At 73.8% G+C, this 19,365-nt stretch carries 19 protein-coding genes; 13 read left to right on the top strand and 6 right to left on the bottom strand.

Going from position 1 to position 19,365, the window contains the following annotated elements:
- Positions 1 to 48: 48 nt before the first annotated feature.
- The gene (locus ACRYCC_RS28915) at positions 49 to 816 is read left to right on the top strand and encodes an alpha/beta fold hydrolase (RefSeq protein WP_433816875.1); all 768 of its coding nucleotides are present in this window, start codon (positions 49 to 51) and stop codon (positions 814 to 816) included.
- Positions 817 to 943: 127 nt separating this feature from the next.
- Positions 944 to 2,047 carry a winged helix DNA-binding domain-containing protein gene (locus ACRYCC_RS28910; protein ID WP_433816874.1) on the top strand — a complete coding sequence of 368 codons (1,104 nt, stop codon included), beginning with the start codon at positions 944 to 946 and terminating at the stop codon, positions 2,045 to 2,047.
- Between the two features lie 138 nt (positions 2,048 to 2,185).
- On the opposite strand, the gene ACRYCC_RS28905 is transcribed toward ACRYCC_RS28910, so the two are convergent.
- On the bottom strand, positions 2,186 to 3,775 hold the full coding sequence (locus ACRYCC_RS28905) for an oleate hydratase (protein ID WP_433816873.1): 1,590 nt from the start codon (positions 3,773 to 3,775) through the stop codon (positions 2,186 to 2,188).
- A gap of 146 nt (positions 3,776 to 3,921) precedes the next feature.
- Between ACRYCC_RS28905 and ACRYCC_RS28900 the strand changes: the two genes are divergently transcribed.
- The 7 genes from ACRYCC_RS28900 to ACRYCC_RS28870 all read left to right on the top strand — a co-directional run bounded on the left by ACRYCC_RS28900 (position 3,922) and on the right by ACRYCC_RS28870 (position 11,608).
- Positions 3,922 to 6,378: a primosomal protein N' gene (locus ACRYCC_RS28900; RefSeq protein WP_433816872.1), complete on the top strand. Its 2,457-nt coding sequence runs from the start codon at positions 3,922 to 3,924 to the stop codon at positions 6,376 to 6,378.
- Between the two features lie 48 nt (positions 6,379 to 6,426).
- Positions 6,427 to 8,214 carry a hypothetical protein gene (locus ACRYCC_RS28895; protein WP_433816871.1) on the top strand — a complete coding sequence of 596 codons (1,788 nt, stop codon included), beginning with the start codon at positions 6,427 to 6,429 and terminating at the stop codon, positions 8,212 to 8,214.
- Between the two features lie 73 nt (positions 8,215 to 8,287).
- Positions 8,288 to 8,833 (top strand): peptide deformylase, encoded by a 546-nt coding sequence (gene def / locus ACRYCC_RS28890; protein WP_433816870.1) that lies wholly within the window; start codon positions 8,288 to 8,290, stop codon positions 8,831 to 8,833.
- Positions 8,833 to 9,759, top strand: coding sequence for a methionyl-tRNA formyltransferase (gene fmt / locus ACRYCC_RS28885; RefSeq protein WP_433816869.1), 927 nt, complete (start codon positions 8,833 to 8,835; stop codon positions 9,757 to 9,759). The genes def and fmt overlap by 1 nt, the downstream gene beginning before the upstream one ends.
- Positions 9,759 to 11,171, top strand: coding sequence for an RsmB/NOP family class I SAM-dependent RNA methyltransferase (locus ACRYCC_RS28880; protein WP_433816868.1), 1,413 nt, complete (start codon positions 9,759 to 9,761; stop codon positions 11,169 to 11,171). The genes fmt and ACRYCC_RS28880 overlap by 1 nt, the downstream gene beginning before the upstream one ends.
- Before the next feature lie 64 nt (positions 11,172 to 11,235).
- On the top strand, positions 11,236 to 11,370 hold the full coding sequence (locus tag ACRYCC_RS28875; RefSeq protein ID WP_433816867.1) for a hypothetical protein: 135 nt from the start codon (positions 11,236 to 11,238) through the stop codon (positions 11,368 to 11,370).
- 10 nt (positions 11,371 to 11,380) lie between these two features.
- Positions 11,381 to 11,608: a hypothetical protein gene (locus ACRYCC_RS28870; RefSeq protein WP_433816866.1), complete on the top strand. Its 228-nt coding sequence runs from the start codon at positions 11,381 to 11,383 to the stop codon at positions 11,606 to 11,608.
- An 18-nt stretch (positions 11,609 to 11,626) separates the two neighbouring features.
- Here ACRYCC_RS28870 and ACRYCC_RS28865 read toward each other — a convergent pair whose 3' ends face one another.
- Both ACRYCC_RS28865 and ACRYCC_RS28860 read right to left on the bottom strand, forming a co-directional pair.
- On the bottom strand, positions 11,627 to 12,883 hold the full coding sequence (locus ACRYCC_RS28865) for a methyltransferase family protein (protein WP_433816865.1): 1,257 nt from the start codon (positions 12,881 to 12,883) through the stop codon (positions 11,627 to 11,629).
- Positions 12,880 to 13,770, bottom strand: coding sequence for a hypothetical protein (locus ACRYCC_RS28860; protein WP_433816864.1), 891 nt, complete (start codon positions 13,768 to 13,770; stop codon positions 12,880 to 12,882). The genes ACRYCC_RS28865 and ACRYCC_RS28860 overlap by 4 nt, the downstream gene beginning before the upstream one ends.
- A gap of 103 nt (positions 13,771 to 13,873) precedes the next feature.
- On the opposite strand from ACRYCC_RS28860, the gene ACRYCC_RS28855 reads away from it, so the two are divergent.
- Both ACRYCC_RS28855 and ACRYCC_RS28850 read left to right on the top strand, forming a co-directional pair.
- Positions 13,874 to 14,497 carry a TetR/AcrR family transcriptional regulator gene (locus ACRYCC_RS28855; protein WP_433816863.1) on the top strand — a complete coding sequence of 208 codons (624 nt, stop codon included), beginning with the start codon at positions 13,874 to 13,876 and terminating at the stop codon, positions 14,495 to 14,497.
- A 65-nt stretch (positions 14,498 to 14,562) separates the two neighbouring features.
- Positions 14,563 to 15,144 (top strand): Uma2 family endonuclease, encoded by a 582-nt coding sequence (locus ACRYCC_RS28850; protein ID WP_433816862.1) that lies wholly within the window; start codon positions 14,563 to 14,565, stop codon positions 15,142 to 15,144.
- Between the two features lie 90 nt (positions 15,145 to 15,234).
- Here ACRYCC_RS28850 and ACRYCC_RS28845 read toward each other — a convergent pair whose 3' ends face one another.
- Together ACRYCC_RS28845 and ACRYCC_RS28840 are read right to left on the bottom strand one after the other, a co-directional pair.
- Positions 15,235 to 15,711, bottom strand: coding sequence for an ATP-binding protein (locus ACRYCC_RS28845; protein WP_433816861.1), 477 nt, complete (start codon positions 15,709 to 15,711; stop codon positions 15,235 to 15,237).
- Positions 15,708 to 16,028, bottom strand: coding sequence for a hypothetical protein (locus ACRYCC_RS28840; protein WP_433816860.1), 321 nt, complete (start codon positions 16,026 to 16,028; stop codon positions 15,708 to 15,710). The genes ACRYCC_RS28845 and ACRYCC_RS28840 overlap by 4 nt, the downstream gene beginning before the upstream one ends.
- A gap of 93 nt (positions 16,029 to 16,121) precedes the next feature.
- On the opposite strand from ACRYCC_RS28840, the gene ACRYCC_RS28835 reads away from it, so the two are divergent.
- A complete protein-coding gene (locus ACRYCC_RS28835) occupies positions 16,122 to 16,979 on the top strand; it encodes a helix-turn-helix domain-containing protein (RefSeq protein ID WP_433816859.1) in 858 nt (285 codons plus the stop codon).
- Positions 16,976 to 17,305: a DUF397 domain-containing protein gene (locus tag ACRYCC_RS28830; RefSeq protein WP_433816858.1), complete on the top strand. Its 330-nt coding sequence runs from the start codon at positions 16,976 to 16,978 to the stop codon at positions 17,303 to 17,305. Before ACRYCC_RS28835 ends, ACRYCC_RS28830 begins: the two co-directional genes overlap by 4 nt.
- A gap of 296 nt (positions 17,306 to 17,601) precedes the next feature.
- On the opposite strand, the gene ACRYCC_RS28825 is transcribed toward ACRYCC_RS28830, so the two are convergent.
- A complete protein-coding gene (locus tag ACRYCC_RS28825) occupies positions 17,602 to 19,356 on the bottom strand; it encodes an alkaline phosphatase family protein (RefSeq protein ID WP_433816857.1) in 1,755 nt (584 codons plus the stop codon).
- Between the last annotated feature and the right edge of the window lie 9 nt (positions 19,357 to 19,365).

Below are 19,365 nucleotides of genomic sequence, written 5' to 3'. Positions count from 1 at the left end.
GGGACCGGAGGGCGGGGCCGGGCCGTGCCGCGGCTAGGCTGCCGGGCCATGGGAGCTCACGTGATGGCCGGCGGGCTGCCGACCTATCACGAGGTGCACGGCGACGGCGACCCGCTCGTGCTGCTGCACGGAGGGCTGGCCACCGTCGAGTCCTGGGGCGCGCAGATACCCGCGCTGGCCGGGCACTACCGCGTCCACGTCCCCGAACGGCGGGGCCACGGCCGTACCCCGGACGTCGAGGGCCCGATCACCTACGCGGCGATGGCGGGCGACACCATCGGCTACCTGGAGGCGCTCGGCCTCCGACGGGCGCATCTGGTCGGGTGGAGCGACGGAGCCGTCGTGGCGGTGCTCGTCGCGCTGCGGCGCCCCGACCTGGTGGGCAAGCTGGTGCTGATCGGCCAGTTCTTCAACCGGGACGGTGAGCGGCCCGAGTCGAGGGCCATGACCGAGGCGTGGGCCGCCGAGCCCCCGCGGGAGTTCCGGATGTTCTACGACCCGTACTCCCCGGACGGGCCCGCCCACTTCCCGGTCGTGTTCGCGAAGATGATGCGGCTGTGGCGCGAGGAGCCCGACCTCGACCTGGCCGAGCTGGCGGCCATCGCGGCGCCCACGCTGGTCATGCAGGGCGACGACGACGTGGTCACGGTCGAGCACAGCGCCGCCGTCGCCCGCGCCGTGCCCGACGCCCAGCTCGCGGTCGTGCCCGGGGCGTCGCACGCGCTGCCGCTGGAGCGGCCCGAGCTGGTCAACCGGCTCATCCTGGAGTTCCTCGCGCCCGGGCGGCCGGCCAGGCTGATGCCCCTCACCCACTGAGCGGGGCCGGGTCCGGGCCATGCGGAACGGAACATTCCGCGATTTCTTCTAGCATGCTCCGCATGACCGGACGCGAAGGAACCCACGCCGAGCCCCCGCGGGCCGGATCGCCCGGGGGAGGCCCGGAGTGACGCCGGACGTCCTCGGCCCCCGGGCGCTCAACCGGGCCACGCTGGCGCGGCAGGCACTGCTGCGCCGGGCGGACATGACGGCCGCCGAGGCGATCGAGCACCTGACGGGGATGCAGGCCCAGGCGCCCGACGCGCCGTACGTCGGCCTGTGGACCCGGCTGAGGGGCTTCCGCGCCGCCGAACTGGCCGAGCTGATCACCGAGCGGCGGGCGGTGCGCGTCTCGCTGATGCGCGCCACCGTGCACCTGGTCACCGCCCGCGACTGCCTGGAACTGCGCCCGCTGGTCCAGGTCGTCCTCGACCGCGGCTTCGCGGGGCAGGTGTTCGCCCGCAATCTCGCCGGGATCGACCCGGCGGAGCTCCAGGAGGCCGGCCGGGCGCTGATGGACGAGCGGCCGCGCACCCGGGCCGAGCTCGGCCGGCTGCTGGCCGGCCGGTGGCCCGGCCGCGACGCCACGTCCCTGGCCTTTGCGATCAGTTACCTGCTGCCGGTGGTGCAGGTGCCGCCGCGCGGCGTCTGGCGTGCCGGCGGGCGGCCCACGCTGGCCGTCGCGGAGACCTGGCTCGGCCGCCCCTTCGCCGCCCGGCCGTCCCTGGACGACCTGGTCCTGCGCTACCTCGCCGGGTACGGCCCGGCCACCGTGCGGGACGTGCAGCTGTGGTCCGGCCTGACCCGGCTGACCGAGGTGACCGAGCGGCTCCGTCCGCGGCTGCGCGTCTTCCGCGACGAGCGGGGCAGAGAGCTGTACGACCTGCCGGACGCCCCGCGGCCCGGCCCGGACGTCCCCGCCCCGCCGCGTTTCCTGCCCGAGTACGACAACCTGCTGCTGTCGCACGCGGACCGCACCCGCTTCATCCCCGACGGACGCCGGGTGCCGCTCCCTCCGGGCAACGGCGGGCGCCAGGGCACGCTGCTGGCCGGCGGGCTCTTCCGCGCGACCTGGAAGATCACCTGGCGGGGGGACACCGCCACGCTCCAGGTCGAGCCGTTCGGGCCCCTGCCGGACCAGGACGCGATCGCGGGTGAGGGCGAACGCCTGCTGGCCTTCGCGGCGGCGGACGCCGCCGTCCACGAGATCCGGTTCGCGCCTCCGCCCTGACGGCCGCACGCCACCGCCCTCTGGGCCGCCTTCGGGGCCGCCTTCGGGGCCGCCTTCGGGGCCGCCTTCGGGGCCGTCAGTGCCCCGGCCGCGGTGCCGGGGCGCGGGCCACCGCCGCGCCGGCGGGCCATGGCGCGATCAGCTCAGCGCCGTCCGCAGCGCGCCGAAGGCCACCCGGGGGTCGGTGATCGCGTGCTGGATGCCGGGGATCGGCCGGTCGATGCCGAGCAGCGAGTAGACGCCGTGCATCGCGCCGCGTACGGAGTACTCCACGGTGAAGACGACGTCCTGCGGGATCTCGGTGTACTGGCCGAGGAAGGCGAAGTTCTTCGCACCCCTGGGCACGACCAGCGGCCGGTCCTCGACGCCGCGCGGCTGGAAGGCGCTGGCGGCGTACGGCATCATCACCGGGATCACGGTGGTGGTGGCCTCGATCTCGCCGAGGTCGTCCTCGAACCCGAGGTGGTGGACGAGCTCGGTCAGCAGCTCCCGCCCGGTGGCCCGCGCCATCGTCGTCTCGACGAAGTCACCGGGCTCGTCCACGAACAGCCCGTACCCCCAGAGCGTGAAGACGTCGTCGGGCTGACCGTCGAAGTGCGGCTGGTGGGGTACGACGATGGACATCAGCCACCGGGAGTCGACGAAGGTCATCAGGGCGCCGGTGCCGGGGGCGTTTCCGGAGAACTCCTCGATCCTTCGCAGCAGCAGCGGACTGCGCATGGTCAGCGTGAACGACTCCCACTTCGACTCCTCGACGTTGCCGGTGAAACTCATCGGGCGACCGAAGTCCGGTGCCTTCCGGGCAATGCGCTCCCAGAGGGCGAAACCACCGTCGCGCTTGCCGCGGATGAGCTCGGGAGCATGATCGTCGTCGCCGTAGGCGGAGTCGGAGGTCAGCGAGCCGAGGGTGATGAAGGCCAGGTCGTCGGGGCCGAGTTCGCAGGCGCCCGGGCGGCCGTCGCGCTCGAGATGGATCCTGATCGCCCGGCGGTCGTCACCGGCGGAGGTGAAGTCCACGTCGGTGACCCTCGTGCCGTACTCGGTGACCACCCCCCGGTCGGCCAGCCAGCTCTGGATCGGGCGCACGATCGAGTCGTACTGGTTGAGCCGGGTCCGCCGGACGCCGCCGAGGGTGTGCATCCGCGGGAACTCCTGGGCGAACCGCAGCAGGTAGCGCTTCAGCTCGATGGCGCTGGACCAGTTCTGGAAGGCGAAGGTCGTGCGCCACATCGCCCAGAAGCCGGTCTCGAAGAAGTGCGGCGAGAACAGCTCGTCGATGCGCCGTGACCCGATGGACCGCTCGGGCAGCGCCATGAGCCTGGTGAGCTCGGCTCGGTCCCGCACGGTGAAGCCCAGGTCGGCCGCGTCGACGACGGTGTGCTTCTCGTCGATCAGCCGCGCCCTGGCGTGGGTGCGCCACGCCGCGTTGAAGTCCTGGATGTCGGCGAGCACCGACGTCGCCGGGTCGGAGAGCGTGGGAATCGTCTCCAGCAGGTCGCAGAGGCAGCCGTAGGCCTCCTCCTCGAACATCCGCCCGCCGCGGGTCACATAGCCGTGCTCGGGGTCGCCCGAGCCGTCGAGCGCGCCGCCCGCCACCGGCAGCTCCTCGAGGATGCGGATGCCGGACCCCTCGAAGCCGCCGTCCCTGACCAGGAAGACCGCCGCGGCGAGGGAGGCGATCCCACCCCCGACGATGTAGGCCCTGGCCGTGGTTTCCGCCACGCTCATGTGCTCCCCCTGTCTCCCCCCATGACCTCCCCAAGATCATGAAGCCCCCGGAGTCCTCCCTACCCGGCGGCATTTCCGGTTACACGGGGTCATGGCGGGGCACCCGGTCGTACGGTTCCGTCCGGCGCTTCTGTTAGGAAGGGGAGATGACCGACGGCGGCGCTGAGATGGAGCTCCTGCCGGGGATGGACGACCTCCCCGTGCGGGCCGCCGGCACGCCCGTCCGGACCGCGCCCGGCGGGGCGGGCAAGGGCGCGGCCGCCGAGCGCGGCGCCGCCGGGAGGCCCGCCGCCCCGGGCAAGGGGGCCAAGGGCGCCGCTCCCGGCAAGGGGGCCAAGGGCGCCCGGCAGGCCGCGGAGCGGCTTCCGGTGGCACGGGTGGCCGTGGACATGTCCCTGCCGCACCTTGACCGCCCCTTCGACTACCTGGTCCCCACGACCCTGGACGAAGCGGCCGTGCCGGGCTGCCGGGTGCGCATCCGGTTCGCCGGGCAGCTCGTCGACGGGTTCCTGCTGGAGCGCGCCGAGGAGAGCGACCACGGCGGGAGGTTGTCGTTCCTGGAGCGGGTCACCTCGCCCGAGCCCGTGCTGGCCCCCGAGGTCGCCGCCCTGGCCCGTGAGGTCGCCGACCGCTACGCGGGCACCCTCGCCGACGTCCTGCGGCTCGCCGTGCCGCCCCGGCACGCCCGCGCCGAGGCCCGCCCGGCGCCCCCCGCCCGCCCGGCGACGGTCTCGCCGCCCGAGCCGGGCCCGTGGGCGGACTACCCGGCGGGGCCCTCCTTCCTGGCGGCCCTGGCGGCCGGCAAGGCGCCGCGCGCGGTGTGGACCGCCATGCCGGGCCCGGACTGGCCGGCCGCCGTCGCCCGGGCCGTACGGGCCACGCTGGCGGGCGGGCGCGGGGCGCTCGTCGTGGTGGCCGACGGCCGGGACGTCGCCCGGGTGGACGCCGCCCTCGCCGCGGAGCTCGCCGCCGTCCCCGAGGCCGCCGTCCCCGAGGCCGTTCCCGAGGCCGCCGTCCCCCAGGTCGTCACCGCTGAGGCGGTCCCCGCCGAGGCCGCCACGCCGGGAGCCGTCCCTCCGGAGAGCGGACTTCCGCGGGCGGGTCCCGCGGAGGCGGGCTCATCGGAGGCGGGCCCATCCGAGGAGGGTCCGGCGGAGGAGGCACCCGCCGGGGCGGCTTCCGGGGAGCCCGCGGCCACGGAAACGCCCTCTCCCGGCGCCGCACGCCAGGAGGCCGGGCCTCCGGTGGCCGGGCCCCCCGAGGCCCCGGCCGGGGCCGGTGCGCCCCTGCACGTCGCGCTGACGGCGGAGCTGGGGCCGGCGGAGCGGTACCGCCGGTGGCTCGCGGTGCGCAGGGGGCAGGTGCGGGCGGTCGTCGGCACCCGGGCGGCGATGTTCGCGCCCGTGCGCGACCTGGGCCTGGTGGTGCTCTGGGACGACGGGGACGACGTGCACGCCGAGCCGCACGCCCCCTATCCGCACGCGCGGGAGGTGCTGGCCCTGCGCGCGCACCGGGCCGGGGCGGGCGCGCTCGTCGGCGGGTTCACCAGGACGACCGACGCCAGCCGGTTCGTGGAGACCGGCTGGGCGCATCCGCTGGTCCCCGGGCGGCAGGAGCTGCGCCGGACCATGCCGCGGATCAGGCCGGCCGGTGACGACCTGGAGCTGGCCCGCGACGAGATGGCCAGGACGGCCCGGCTGCCCGCCCTGGCGTTCCGTACCGCCAGGCAGGCCCTGGAGCACGGCCCGGTCCTGGTGCAGGTGCCCCGGCGGGGATACCTGCCCGCGCTCGCCTGCGGGCGATGCCGGGGCCCGGCCCGCTGCGCCGAGTGCTCCGGCCCGCTGGCGATGCGCTCGTCGCACGCGGTCCCGTACTGCCGGTGGTGCGGCCGGATCGCGGGGGACTGGCGCTGCCCCGAGTGCGGCGGCATCCAGGTCCGCGCGGTCGTGGTCGGCGCGGGCCGTACCGCGGAGGAGCTCGGCAGGGCCTTCCCCGGGGTCAGCGTCCGCACCTCCGGACGGGACGGGATCCTGGCCGAGGTCGGCCAGGACCGGGCCCTGGTGGTCGCCACGCCGGGCGCCGAGCCGGTGGCCGCCGGCGGTTACGCGGCGGCGCTGCTGCTCGACGGCTGGGCGCTGCTCGGCCGGCCGGATCTGCGCGCCGACGAGGAGGCGCTGCGGCGATGGATGAACGCCGCCGCCCTGGTCCGCGCGGGCGGGCACGTCGTCGTGCTGGCCGACGGGGGCCTGCCGCCGGTGCAGGCCCTGATCCGGTGGGACCCGGTCACCATGGCGGAACGCCAGCTCGCCGAGCGGCGTGAGCTCGGCTTTCCCCCGGCGGTGCGGATGGCCTCGCTGACCGGCACCCCCGCGGCCGTACGCGAACTGCTGGCGGCCGTCCCGCTGCCGGACGGGGCCGAGATCCTGGGGCCGGTCCCGGTGCCGGACCGGGACGGCGACACCCAGGAGAGGGCGCTCGTGCGGGTGGCCCTGCCCGCCGGAGCGGCCCTCGCCCGGGCGCTCAAGTCGGCCCAGGGGGTGCGCAGCGCCCGCAAGACCGCGGAGACGGTACGGGTCCAGCTCGATCCGCTGGAGCTCATCTGAGGACGGCGTGCGCCTGACGACGGCGTCGGCGGTACTAGGGTTTTCCGTGTGGCCGACGACTGGGTGAAGACGACCGTCCGCGAACTGACGGAATGGGCGGGAAAGCGAGAGGGCGAGCTCGACCTCGCCGGTGCGGAGCTGCTGCTGGAGCTCGCCCAGGAGGGGCTGGGGCTCTCCGGGGCCGGGGAGCTCGGCTCCGAGCAGCTGCGCAGCCTGCTGCTCGAGGAGTTCCCCGACGCGGTCGTCGCCAATCCCGACGACGTCCCGGCGGTGCTGGCGACGGCCGGGGCGCTGGTCGACTTCCTCGCCGAGACCGGTGCGCTGCCGCCCGGGCGGCCGGAGATCCTGCGCGCCGAGCTGAAGCGGCTGGAGCCGGAGTTCACCGAGATCATCGCCGAGAACGACGCCGCCGACCAGGAGGCGGCCTTCGAGGTGCTCGCCCGGATGATGCGGGCCGACGGCGTCGACCTGACCGACGAGAAGGCCATGGAGCGCTGGGTCCGGGAGTTCGAGGCGCTGCCCGAGCAGGAGCGCAACGCCCGCACGCTGCCCTACCTCAGCGACCAGGAGGAGGACAGCACCGTCCCGCCGGTGCGCCTCGCGCCGCGCGCCGAGCTGGCCGCGGCGGCCCGGGAGTCGCGCCTGCTCACCGACGTACGCGAGCTCGTGGACTGGGCGATCGGCCGCCCGCTGACCAAGGACGAGGAGCTGGCGCCGGCCGACGCCGCCGCGGCCGCCGAGGCCCTCGGGCTGCCCACCCCGCGCCGGCGCGACGAGGACATTCCCGAGATCGCCCGGCTGTGGTGGGCGGCCCTGGAGGTCGAGCTGGTCACCGGTGCGGACGGCACGGCAGCCCCGGGTGCCGGGCAGGCCGCCCTCGACGGCGGCGACGAGGAGGTGCTGGACCTCTGGCTGCGGATGTTCGACGACGTCACCACGCTCGACCCCGAGGAGGACGACCAGCTGACGCCGTACGAGGTCGTGCAGAACGAGCTGCCCGGCGTCCTGCTGCACCTCTACGAGCAGGAGCGGGCCTCCACCCTGGAGGAGCTGGCGGGGGCGCTGGCCGAGCACATCCTGCAGCTCTACGAGGTCGGGGAGAACGACCCGCTGGAGGGCGCCGCCGAGTACGCCCTCGAGCTGGAGCTCGGCGACCTCACCGAGTGGGGGGTCGTCGCGGGCGACCAGGAGGGCTACGAGCTCACCCCTCTGGGGGTGTGGGGGGTCCGTGAGCTGCTGATCGCCGACGGCTACACCGCCCCGCTCGTGGGCGACCTCGCGCAGGGCCCGGCCGACGCGCTCATCGAGGGCCTGGCCTGGCACGGCGAGGACACCGCCGACGAGGAGATCGACCTGTGGCTGGAGCGGCGCGAGCCGATCGCGGCCGCCACCGAGCTGATCGAGCTCATGCAGGCCGGCACCCCCGGCACCCGGCACCTGGCCGCCGCCGTGCTGCACCACGTGGACATGGCCGCCGCGCCGGTGCTGCGCCAGGCGCTCGCCAACCCGCTGACCCGCCCGTACGCCACCCTGTGGCTGCACGAGCACGGTGACGACACCACCGACATGGCCCCCGCCGAGATGATGTGGATCTTCATCGACATGGTGGCCGGGCTGCTGGAGACCGCACCGCCGGCCGAGGCCATCGCGGCCTCGCTCGCCGACGTCCCCGCCGAGGTCGACCTGTTCGGCATGGTCAAGGAGATGTGGCGGATCGACCACCCGAATGTCACCCAGGTGCTCGAGGCCCTCGGCGACCACCACCCGGACAAGACGCTGGCCAAGGCGGCCCGCAAGGCCGCCTTCAAGGCCAGGTCCGCGCAGGAAGGGGCCTGAACCTCCGTAGAATGGGCCGTGTTCCTCCGACAGTCACGGACGAACGCTCGATCGCGGGAAACGGAGTCACCCCTTGGCCGTCAAGCCCATCCGTCTTTTCGGCGACCCCGTGCTGCGCACGCCGGCGGACCCGGTGCGCGACTTCGACAAGGAGCTGCGCAACCTCGTCAAGGACCTCACCGACACCATGATCGACGCCCCCGGCGCGGGTCTGGCCGCCCCTCAGCTGGGCGTGGGCCTGCGGGTCTTCACCTACTACGTCGACGACCGCCTCGGCCATGTGGTCAACCCCACCCTGGACCTCTCCGAGGAGCAGGAGACCGACGACGAGGGCTGCCTGTCGCTGCCCGGCCTGGCCTTCCCCACCCCGCGGGCCGTCCGCGCGGTCGCCAAGGGCTTCAACATGCACGGTGAGCCGATCACACTCGAGGGCACCGACCTGCTGGCCCGCTGCGTCCAGCACGAGACCGACCACCTCGACGGCATCCTGTTCCTCGACCGGATGGACCCCGAGCAGCGCAAGCTGGCGATGAAGGCCGTCCGGGAGGCCGAGTGGTTCGGCGACCCGGTCCCGGTGATCAGGGAGTCCCCGCACCAGACGTTCGGCAGGGCCCTCTAGTGCGGCTGGTCTTCGCCGGCACCCCGCAGACCTCGGTTCCCGCGCTGGAGGCGCTGCTGGCCTCCGCGCACGAGGTCGTCGCGGTCCTCACCCGCCCCGACGCCCCCGCCGGGCGCGGCCGTCACCTGGTCGCCAGCCCGGTCGCCGAGCGGGCCGCCGAGGCGGGCATCGAGGCGCTCAAACCGGCCCGGCCGCGCGACCCGGAGTTCCTCGACCGGCTCCGCGAGATCGCCCCCGACTGCTGCCCGGTGGTGGCCTACGGCGGCCTGCTGCCGCGCGCCGCGCTCGACATCCCGCGGCACGGCTGGGTCAACCTGCACTTCTCGCTGCTGCCGGCCTGGCGCGGCGCGGCCCCCGTCCAGCACGCCATCCTGCACGGCGACGAGATCACCGGCGCGGCCACCTTCGAGATCGAGGAGGGCCTCGACACCGGCCCGGTGTACGGCCTGCTCACCGAGCCGATCCGGCCCACCGACACCACCGGCGACCTCCTCGGGCGGCTCTCGCACGCGGGCGCCAAGCTGCTCGTCGACACGATGGACGGCATCGCCGACGGCGTGCTGCGCCCCCGCCCGCAGTCCGCCGAGGGCGTGTCGCACGCTCCCAAGCTGACCCCCGAGATCGCCCAGGTCGACTGGACCGCCCCGGCGCTGCGCGTCGACCGGCTGATCCGGGCCTGCACCCCCGCGCCCGGCTCCTGGACGACGTTCCGCGGCGAGCGGCTCAAGCTCGGCCCGGTCCGGCTCGCCAACGGCGCGGAGCCGCTGGCGCCCGGCGAACTGCGCACCGGCAAACGCGAGGTCCACGTGGGCACCGGCACCCATCCCGTCGCCCTCGGCGAGGTCCAGCCCCAGGGCAAGAAGGCCATGTCCGCGCTGGACTGGGCCCGCGGCATCCGCCTCACCACCGAGGACAGGCTCCTCTGATGGCGGCAGCCCGCTCCCGAACCCGCTCCGGCTCCGGCGACAACCGCAGGCCCGGTGGCCCGCGGCAGACCGGCCGGCCCCAGGACCTCGTCCGCCGCACCGCCTTCGACGTGCTGCGCGCCGTGGACACCCGCGACGCCTACGCCAACCTGCTGCTGCCCAACCGGCTGCGCGAGCGCGGCCTCACCGGCCGGGACGCCGCCCTCGCCACCGAGCTGACCTACGGCACACTGCGCGGCCGCGGCACCTACGACGCGATCCTGGCGATGTGCAGCGACCGGCCGCCGCACCGCATCGACGCGCCGCTGCTGGACGTGCTGCGGCTCGGCACCCACCAGCTGCTGAACACCCGGATCCCGCCGCACGCGGCGGTGGCCACCGCGGTCGACCTGGCCCGCTCGGTGTCGGGCCCGGGGCAGGCCAAGTTCGCCAACGCCGTGCTGCGCAAGGTGGCCGGCCGAGACCTGGCGGCCTGGATCGCCATCGTCGCGCCGGCCGACGAGCTCGGCCGGCTCTCGGTGACCTACAGCCATCCGCGCTGGATCGTCTCCGCGCTGCGCGACGCGGTCGGCCCGGCCCAGGTCGAGGACCTGCTGGCCGCCGACAACGACCGCCCGCGGGTCACCCTGGTCGCCCGGCCGGGCCGCGCCACGGTCGACGAACTGCTGGCGGGCGGGGCCGAGCCCGCGCTGTACGGCCCGTACGCCGCGTATCTGCCCGAGGGCGACCCGGCGGCGCTGGAGGCCGTACGGGACGGGCGCGCGGCCGTGCAGGACGAGGCCAGCCAGCTGGTCGCCCAGGCCCTGACCGCCACGCCGGTCGAGGGCCGGCACGACGGGCGCTGGCTGGACCTGTGCGCGGGCCCCGGCGGCAAGGCCGGGCTGCTCTCTGCGCTGGCGGCCGGCCGGGACGCCCGGCTGCTCGCCTGCGACGTGCAGCCGCACCGCGCCCAGCTCATCGAGCGCATGGTGGACGCCCGGACCGCGATCGTCGTCGCCGACGGCACCGCCCCCGCCTGGCGGCCGGGCACCTTCGATCGGGTCCTGGTGGACGTGCCCTGCACCGGCCTGGGCGCGCTGCGCCGCCGCCCGGAGGCCCGCTGGCGGCGGACCCCGGAGACGGTGGCCGAGCTGGGGCCGCTGCAGCGCCGCCTGCTGTCCATCGCCCTGCAGTCCGTGCGCCCCGGCGGCGTGGTGGCCTACGTCACCTGCTCGCCGCACCTGGCCGAGACCCGGGTCGTGGTCGACGACGTGCTGAAGGGCCGCACGGACGTGCGGCGGCTGGACGCGCCCGCGACGCTGGCCGGCATCGCACCGGGCCTGGCGGGGCTCGGCGACGGGCCGTACGCCCAGTTCTGGCCGCACGTGCACGGCACCGACGCGATGTTCCTCGCACTGCTCCAGCGCACCTGACCGGCAGCCGCCCCACTTCCGGCGTTCACTGAGTGAATATGATGAATTACTATTAGTTGCATGCATGCCGTCGATGGATCATGAGGCGCCGCTGGAGTTCTTCCGCAACCAGCCGCAACTCGCCCCCGCACTCCTGCACGCGGTGTTCGGGATCAAAGTGCCCGACCACGACCAGGTCAGCCTGGGGTCTGAGACCTAGGGAGGAGATCATGAAACTCGACACCTATGAGTGGAAGAGCGATTTCGCCCTTGAGCACATCGCCATGGGCAAGGCCGAGGGTGAGGCCCGATCGGTGCTGCTCTTCCTGGCTGCCCGGGGCATCGAGGTCTCCGACGAAGCCCGCGACCGGATCACCTCCTGCACCGACCTCGACCAGCTCGATCGGTGGGTGCAGAGCGCGGCCACCATCGACACAGCCGAAGAGCTCTTCGCCTGACGCGACTGCCGGTGGTGCTCACCCCGTGAGCGGTGGTGGCGGGGACACCCGCCCGTCGGCCGCCGGGCCCGCGCCGAAGGCGTCCGCGCACAGCTGGGCGAAGCGGCCGAGGCCCGGGAGCAGCAGCGTCCAGCCGAGCAAGGCCCAGCCGAGGTGCAGATGCCCGGCCGCGTGCGCCCAGGCGGCGACGCCGTCGGCGCCGACCCCGTCGGCCCGCTCGTAGGTCATCCGGCGCAGGCCCGCCGGGTGCTCCTCGGCGGCGCGGACGGTCAGGGCGACCGGGGCCCTCCTGACGATCCAGCCGGCGACCGGGCTGCACCGATCGCAGCCGCCCGCGATCCAGACGACGGCCGCCGGCATCCCCGCGTACGGGCGCGCCCGGGGCAGCCAGGGCCGGACCGCCGACCGGTAGCCCGTCCACGCCGGGCCGTACAGGTCCCGTAGCTGCACGTCCTCGTGCCAGGCCGCGAGGCCCGCGCCGTAGGCCACGGCCACGACGGCACCGAGAAGGAAGCGCGGATCGAGCAGGCCCAGCAGCAGGTACGTGGCCGTCATCCCGGTCTGCATCGGGTTGCGGATGAAGGCGTACGGACCGGTCGTCACCAGGCGGACCGGCGGATCGTACGGCAGCGGGGTGCCCCGGCCGGCCCGCGCGAACTCCCCGACCGCGGCGGCGACCAGCGCCATGGGCACGATCATGAGCTGGGCCACCAGGCCGAGCGCCCAGCCGGGGCGTGCGGGCACCCGGCTCAAGGCGACCGGCAGGGCGACCATGAGGCCCACCGACAGCACGCCCTGCAGCGTCACCCGCGCCGTGAGACGGCGGCCGTTGATCGTCCACCGGGCCAGCAGCAGCCCGGGCACCAGGGCGGCGACGGCCGCGACCGCCTCCCCGGTCAGCCAGGAGTCGCCCAGCCGCAGGACCGGCTCGCCCTGCGGCATCACCGCGAGGTCGAGCCAGACGGCGAGGCCCGCGACCAGGGGCGGCGGCAGCCGGCGCAGTGCCAGCACCCCGAGGCCGCCCCACAGGACCGCCCAGCCGAGCAGCAGGTCGACCGGCACCCCCGCTACCACACCGCCCTCTGCTGCGAAGGACCACCACCCGGCGCGGAGGGCGAGAGCGTTGACCCCGGCCAGCGCCGTCACGTTCCAGCCGACGCCGAGGATCAGGGCGGCGATCTCCCGCTGCCCGGGCGGCCGGTGCCGGAGAATCGCCGCGGCGACGAGGACGGGACCGAACAGCCCGACACCGCGGACCACCGCCGGATCGATCACGGCCCGGTGCTTCCGGTGAACGTCTCGGCCAGGTAGGCCGCGGCCTCCCGCATGCCGTACCGCTGGACCGGGCCGAAGTACCAGGCGGGGTCGAAGGTCCGGCGGTACCGGAGGGTCACGGCCAGCCGCGTCCCCTGCCAGCGGAACTCGGCCTCGGTGAGCTCGAGCCAGCGCGCCAGCGTGGTGTCCCTCGTGATCGCGAAGACCAGGCGGCCGGGGGTGTGGCGGACGACCGTGAGGTCCATCGAGCGGGCCGTCGGGCGGGCCCCGAGGCCGAGTGACCTGCGCGGGGTGAAGTCGATGTGCCGGGTGGCGCCGGGGTCAAGGCCGGCGCCACCGGCCCGCACCGGCCGCGGGAACTTCAGCCGCAGCAGCCGGGACCGGACCGGCCCGAACACCGGCGGAGATGCCAGCGCCCGGTCCAGATCGGTCCCGGTCGGTGCGACCCGGGTGACCGTCACCTCGCCCCCGCGAGGAAGTGAGGTCACCGTGCCCTCGGCGCTGAACAGCAACGGGACGATCAGCAACGCCTGCATGCCCCTGCTCCGGCGGCCCCAGTCGGCGATCACGCCCACGATCGCGCCGCACAGGTAGAACAGCGGGGCCGCGACGACCAGGCAGACGACGCCCTCGTCGAGCAGTGGCCCGGCCAGCGCGAGCCCCACCGTGATGGTGGCCATGATCGTGCCGAGAGTGCTGCGCGGCCGGGCGGTCGCCACGACGGTGAGGGCGATGAGCGCGGGGATCCCGACGTAGAACAGTGCGGTCTGCTCGAGATGCCCGGCTTTGAGGATCTTGCAGGTGAGCATCGCGGCGAACAGCGCCGCGACGACGCCGAGGAGAGTGCGCCTGGCGGCCCGCTGCCGCCGGGGGTCGGGAACGACCATGGGGGGTCACCTCGTTCATCACATGCTTTAACCGATCGGTTTAATCAACCGATTAAACCGTATGATGAACCAGGGTAGGGCTGTCAACCCGGGACAGAGGATCGTGAGCAAGCAGAACAGCGCCGAGACCAAGGACCGCATCATCGAGGCGGCCGCGCACACCCTGCGCACCGAGGGATACGTGGGCACCAGCGCGCGCACCATCGCCAAGGCGGCGGGGTGCAACTCAGCGCTGATCTTCTATCACTTCGGCGGCGTCGATCCCCTGCTGCTGGCCGCGCTCGACCGCTCCGCCGAGCAGCGGATGGCCGCCCACCGGAAGGTCGTCGCCGGGGCGAGGACCCTGGAGGATCTGGTCGAGGTGGCGACCACGATCTACCGGACGGACGTCGAGGGCGGCCACATCACGCTGTTCACGGAGCTGGTGGGCGCCAGCATCGCCCGCCCCGAGCTGAGGGAGGAGATCGTGGTCCGGGCCGAGCCCTGGATCGACTTCGTCGAGCAGACCCTGGACCGCGTCATCGGAGGGTCGCCGCTGGCCAAGCTCATGCCGCCGCGCGACCTCGCGTACGCGGCGATCACCTTCTACCTGGGCGTCAACATGTTCACCCATCTGGACGCCGACCGCACCCGGACCGAGGCGCTGTTCGGCATGGCCGCCCGGGTCGCCCCGCGCGCCAAGCTCCTCACCATGCGGCTGCCCCGCCGCAGGCCCAAGGAGCCGTGAAACGCGGGTCGCCGCCACGGTGAACTCGGCACTGAGATCCGGGCCCGGCTCGGTAGGCTCGGAACATGTCGACTCAGTCGTTCGATCATCTTCCACATGAGATGACGGAGGAGCAGTATCGCCGGCTGCCCGAGGAGTCCGCCCGCGCCATCGAGGTCGTGCACGGTCATGTGATCGTCTGCGAGTCACCGGTTCCCGAGCACAACAGGGTCGCCCGCCGGCTTGCCGGGGCGCTGGAGGCGGCACCGTCCACGGAGCCGTGCATCCGGGTGGAGACGGACGTCGATGTCGTGCTCTGGCGCATCCCCAAATTCACTTTCCGGCGTCCCGATGTGGTCGTCTATCGGTGTCTCGACGAGAGGGGCGCGAAGCCCGAGGCGGCGGACGCGCTGATCGTGGTCGAGGTGTCGTCGCCCTCCACGGCCAAGGAAGACCTGCTGGACAAGAAGTCGCAGTACGCCCTGGCCGGTATCCCGCTCTACCTGGTGGTCGTCATGGACACCAAGTACGAGGTCGAGGAGGTCCGCGAGTTCCGCCTGGACGCGCATGCCGGTGAGTACCGGCTGCACCGGTTGCACCGCGACGGGTTCCTGCGCCTGGAGCACGTGGTGCTGGCCGACATCCTCGTGGAGGAGCTCACCCGGTAGGCCCCGGCGCCGGTGAAGGCGCTCAGGCAGGCCCGGCGGTGGGCTTCGGCTCGGGGCGGCCGGTCGAAGTCGAAACCCGGTCCGTCTGGTTCATGGCGCGGTGGGGGCGGGGAACTCGGCCCAGACGATCGTCCGGTCGCCGTCCTCGTGGAAGCCCCAGCGCAGCGACAGTGCCCGTACGATCCGCAGGCCGCGCCCGCTCTCGGCCCCGTCTTCGGGCCAGGTCTCGGGCCGGCCGCCGGAAGCGGTTCCGGGCCTTGCCCCGTCCTCGGGGCCGCCTCCGGGCCGGGGGAGGGGCCGGGCCCCGCCCGATCCCTCGTCGGCCACCTCCAGCCGGTACACCCCGCAGCCCCCGGCCAGGCCGACCGTCACCGTGCCGCCCGGCTGCCCCGAGGCGGTGTGCGTGATGGCGTTACAGACGGTCTCGCTGCCGACCAGGACCACGTCGTCGAGCGCCGGGTCGCCGGGTGGCAGCAGGTCCCGCAGGAAGGACCGCGCGTACGCGACCGAACGCAGCGTGCCCGGCAGCGTGACCGTGCCGAGGACGACCAGCCCATCCGGCGTCACGCGGACACCGCCGCGACGATGGCCTGCGCCATCCGGGGCAGGTGGTCGGCGTCCAGTTCCGTTCCCCGCCACAGCAGCACCCACCGGTTCAGGTACTGCGTCGCCACGACGGCATCCCTGCGGTCGGGGCCCTCGACCACCCACAGCATGGGCTCTCCGGAGGCGGGGAGAGTCAGGTGCGTGGTCGTACCGGCGGCCCGCAGTTCCCAGGCCAGCCGGGCCAGCAGCGCGTATCGGGTCTCGGTGATCGTCACCGGCGGCTCCCCCTTCTTCTCGGCGTCGGCCACCACGTTCGCCTGGCGATCCGCTCGCCGCATCCCGGCTCCGGCCCGGCCGAACGTTCACGGGGAGAACGTTCTCCCGATGACGTTTTCGATACGAGCCGGTACGGAGCGTGACAGCGTGGGGTCATGCCTTCCGGGACCAAGCCCTCCGTCCGCCTCCGCCGGATCGGGTCGGCGCTGCGCAAGGCCCGCGAGGCGACCGGCATGACCGTCGGCACCGCCGCCCGGCGGTACGGCCGGTCCAAGAGCTGGCTCAGCACCCTGGAGAACGGCCTGCACCCGGTCGATCCGCAGGAGCTGGCCGACCTGCTCGACTTCTACGGCGCCACCGATCCGACCCTCCGAGAATCCCTGCTCCACCTGGCCCATCACACCCCGGGCGGGAACTGGGGCCGGTCCTATGAGGGCCGGATCTCCGCCGCAGCCCTCGACCTGGCCAGCCTGGAAGGGGATGCGGCCCTGATCCGCACCTTCCAGCCGAGCATCGTGCCGGGCCTGCTCCAGTTGCCCGCCTATGCCCGGACTCTGTTCGAGACGGTCGGATCGGCCAGCGCGGTACGGAACACCAGGGCACTGGTCGACTTTCGGCTGGCCCGGCAACGGGTGCTGGCCCGCCCTGACCCGCCGCGCTACCAGCCGATCATCGGGGAGGCGGCGCTGAGCAACCAGGTCGGTGACCCGCCGCTGATGCGAGCCCAGCTCCGGAAGTTAGCGGAGGCGGCCCGATTGGACCATGTGGAGCTGCGCGTGCTCCCGGCCAGTGCAGGCTCCTACCTCTGCCTGGCCGGGCCATACGACCTGTTCGTTCTCCGCCCGCCGGGGCGGCTCACCGTCTCTGTGGTCGAGCAGTTCTCCAGCAGCCTGTTCGTGGAGGACGAGGACGAGGTCGCCTCCCATGAGGAGATCTTCGAGCTGCTGCTCGCCGCTTCGCTGGATCCAACCCATTCACGAGAACTGATCGAGGAGTTAGCGTCGAAGGCATGAACACCCCCGAGCTGACCGGTGCCGTATGGCGCAAGAGCACCCGCAGCGGCGCCAATGAGGGAAGCTGCGTCGAGGTCGCCGCCGTATGGCGCAAGAGCACCCGCAGTGGCGGCAACGAAGGGAACTGCGTGGAGGTCGCCGAGGCCTGGCGGAAGAGCAGCCACAGCGGCGCCGACGAAGGCAGTTGTGTCGAGGTGGCCAGGGCGGAGCGGCTGGTGGCCGTGCGCGACTCCAAGCACCCGGACAGAGCCGTACTGGCCTTCGACCGTGACGGCTGGCGCGCCCTTCTCACCGCCATCAAGACCGGAGCCCACGACCGCGCCTGATCGCGTGTGCACGGCGGGGGGCCGCGTCGCGATCGTCATTGCGCATCACCCCGCCCAGCGACGATCCGGGCCAACTCCTCCCGGGTGATCAGGGTGTGCGGGTGTTCGCTGCCCAGTACCCGTTCTTCTACGGGGAGGATTTCTCGGTAGAGCCGTTCCGCCTCGACCGAGTCACCCTGCGCGGCCACACCATCGTGAACACACGACCCGAAACCATTCGACGCGTCGATTCCCGTCCGGGTTCAACTCACCCGCACGACGACTCGACGCCCACGGCTTGAGCCGAGGCGGCCAGGTCAGCGGGCGGGGTGGGCCGGTGGGGGAGCGGGCTTGGCCTGCGGGCCGAAGGCGGTGAGGAACCGGTCGCGGAAGGCGTTCATCCGCCAGACCGGGGCGTTGGGGCCGGGCTTGAGGCCGTCCTGCCAGCCCCAGCCGGAGATCCGGTCCAGGACGGCCTGGTCGTGGGCGACGATCGTGATCGGCACGTCGCGGCCGGCGCCCGTCCCGGTGACGAGCGGGATGGGCTGGTGGTCGCCGAGGAAGACGAGCACCAGATCCTTGCCACCGTAGGTCTCCACGTAGGAGATCAGGCTGTTCAGCGAGTACTCGATGGAGCCCCGGTACGCGGCGCGTACCCGGCCGGGGTCGCGCCACACGGCCTCCGGCCGCTCGCCCGCCGCGGCGATGGGGTTGAAGGCCGTGCCGTCACCGACGTCGTTCCAGCCGATGAGCCGGGGGGTGGGCGCCCAGGGGGAGTGGCTGGAGACCAGGGGGATCTCCGCCATGACCGGGGCGTGGCCGGGCGCCGCGCGCTCGGCCCGGTGGAAGGCCGAGAGGGTGTACTGGTCGGGCGGGGTGCCCCAGTTGAAGGGCGCTCCGCGGTATCCGAGGTTGCGGGCGTCGTAGATCTTGTCCTGGCCGTAGAACTTCGCCTCGGGCCAGTCGCGGGTGTTGCCCGGCATGACGGCGACCGTCCGCCAGCTCGCGCGCTGGAAGGCGCCGTCGAGGGTCAGGCGGTCGCTCTTGATGAGTTTGCCGTAACGCTGCTGGTTGTTGATCCACAGGCCGGAGAGCAGGGTGCCGTGGGCCAGCCAGCTCCCGCCGCCCGACGTCGGCGAGGTGAGGAAGGCGCTGCGGGAGGCGAATCCCGCGGCGCGCAGCCGCCGGGTCCCGTCGTCGAGCACCGCACCGACCTGCGAGGCGAACTGCGGATCCTCGACGGCGTCGCGGCCGTAGCTCTCGACGAAGGCGAGGAGGACGTCCTTGCCGCGCAGGCCGGTCAGCAGATCCTTGCCGGGGGTGTCACGGAAGGCGTCGACGGCGGCCTCCGCGGCGAACGCCTTCTGATCGTGCAGGTCCGCGCGCACCTGATTGGCATGGTCGTAGGCGAGGGCGGCCGCACTGTCGGCGGCGACCGGCAGGCCCGGGACGATCTCCGCGCCGAGGACGGCGCAGGCGACCCAGGCGACCCCGAGCACCGCGACGGCGCGGGTCGCGGCGGTGTCGTGCCGGACCACGAGGCGGCTCAGGCGCAGGACCGAGCGCGTCATGAGGACGAGCACGGCGACGACGAGGAGCACCACCGCGACCACGGTGCCGATCGCGCCGGCCCGGCCGACCGACGTGGAGAGATACTCCTCGCCGGCCGCGAAGAAGGTCCAGTCGAGCATCGGGTCGAACGGCCGGGCGAGCGTCGCGAAGAACCCCATGTCGATGATCTTCACGATGGTGAGCAGGCCGAGGGCCACTCCGGCGACCACCGCCACCACCCGCCTCGGCCTGGCCGGCAGGACGAGCACGAGGGCGACGCCGACGAGCCCCTCCACCGGGATGCGCACGATCGTCCCCGGCGCGAAACGGGAGATGTCGTTCGGGGCGATGAGGGCGAACAGCACGAACAGGAAGGCCAGCGTGGTCGCCGCCCGCGCCGCGACGGGGCGCTTCTTCCGGCCGCCGGCGGCGGGGCCGCCCGCCCCGGAGCCACTCTCGTCGGCCGGGGCTTCGCCGCCCGTCCCGGGGCCGCGGCCGTCCGTCGTCAGATCGTCCTCCACGGCCGTCCG

The sequence above is a fragment of the Actinomadura scrupuli genome, from assembly GCF_050971785.1.
Lineage (GTDB): Bacteria > Actinomycetota > Actinomycetes > Streptosporangiales > Streptosporangiaceae > Actinomadura_E > Actinomadura_E scrupuli.
Note: the sequence above shows the minus strand (reverse complement) of the source record. Positions and strands in the feature narration are given on the sequence as shown.

What these genes read in the sequence shown, in the direction of transcription:
- ACRYCC_RS28915 (WP_433816875.1), top strand. Translation starts at nt 49, where the DNA reads ATGGGAGCTCACGTGATGGCCGGCGGGCTGCCGACCTATCACGAGGTG.
- ACRYCC_RS28830 (WP_433816858.1), top strand. Translation starts at nt 16,976, where the DNA reads ATGAACACCCCCGAGCTGACCGGTGCCGTATGGCGCAAGAGCACCCGC.
- ACRYCC_RS28905 (WP_433816873.1), bottom strand. Translation starts at nt 3,775, where the DNA reads ATGAGCGTGGCGGAAACCACGGCCAGGGCCTACATCGTCGGGGGTGGG.
- ACRYCC_RS28900 (WP_433816872.1), top strand. Translation starts at nt 3,922, where the DNA reads ATGACCGACGGCGGCGCTGAGATGGAGCTCCTGCCGGGGATGGACGAC.
- ACRYCC_RS28880 (WP_433816868.1), top strand. Translation starts at nt 9,759, where the DNA reads ATGGCGGCAGCCCGCTCCCGAACCCGCTCCGGCTCCGGCGACAACCGC.
- ACRYCC_RS28860 (WP_433816864.1), bottom strand. Translation starts at nt 13,770, where the DNA reads ATGGTCGTTCCCGACCCCCGGCGGCAGCGGGCCGCCAGGCGCACTCTC.
- ACRYCC_RS28850 (WP_433816862.1), top strand. Translation starts at nt 14,563, where the DNA reads ATGTCGACTCAGTCGTTCGATCATCTTCCACATGAGATGACGGAGGAG.
- ACRYCC_RS28840 (WP_433816860.1), bottom strand. Translation starts at nt 16,028, where the DNA reads ATGCGGCGAGCGGATCGCCAGGCGAACGTGGTGGCCGACGCCGAGAAG.
- ACRYCC_RS28870 (WP_433816866.1), top strand. Translation starts at nt 11,381, where the DNA reads ATGAAACTCGACACCTATGAGTGGAAGAGCGATTTCGCCCTTGAGCAC.
- ACRYCC_RS28835 (WP_433816859.1), top strand. Translation starts at nt 16,122, where the DNA reads ATGCCTTCCGGGACCAAGCCCTCCGTCCGCCTCCGCCGGATCGGGTCG.
- ACRYCC_RS28875 (WP_433816867.1), top strand. Translation starts at nt 11,236, where the DNA reads ATGCCGTCGATGGATCATGAGGCGCCGCTGGAGTTCTTCCGCAACCAG.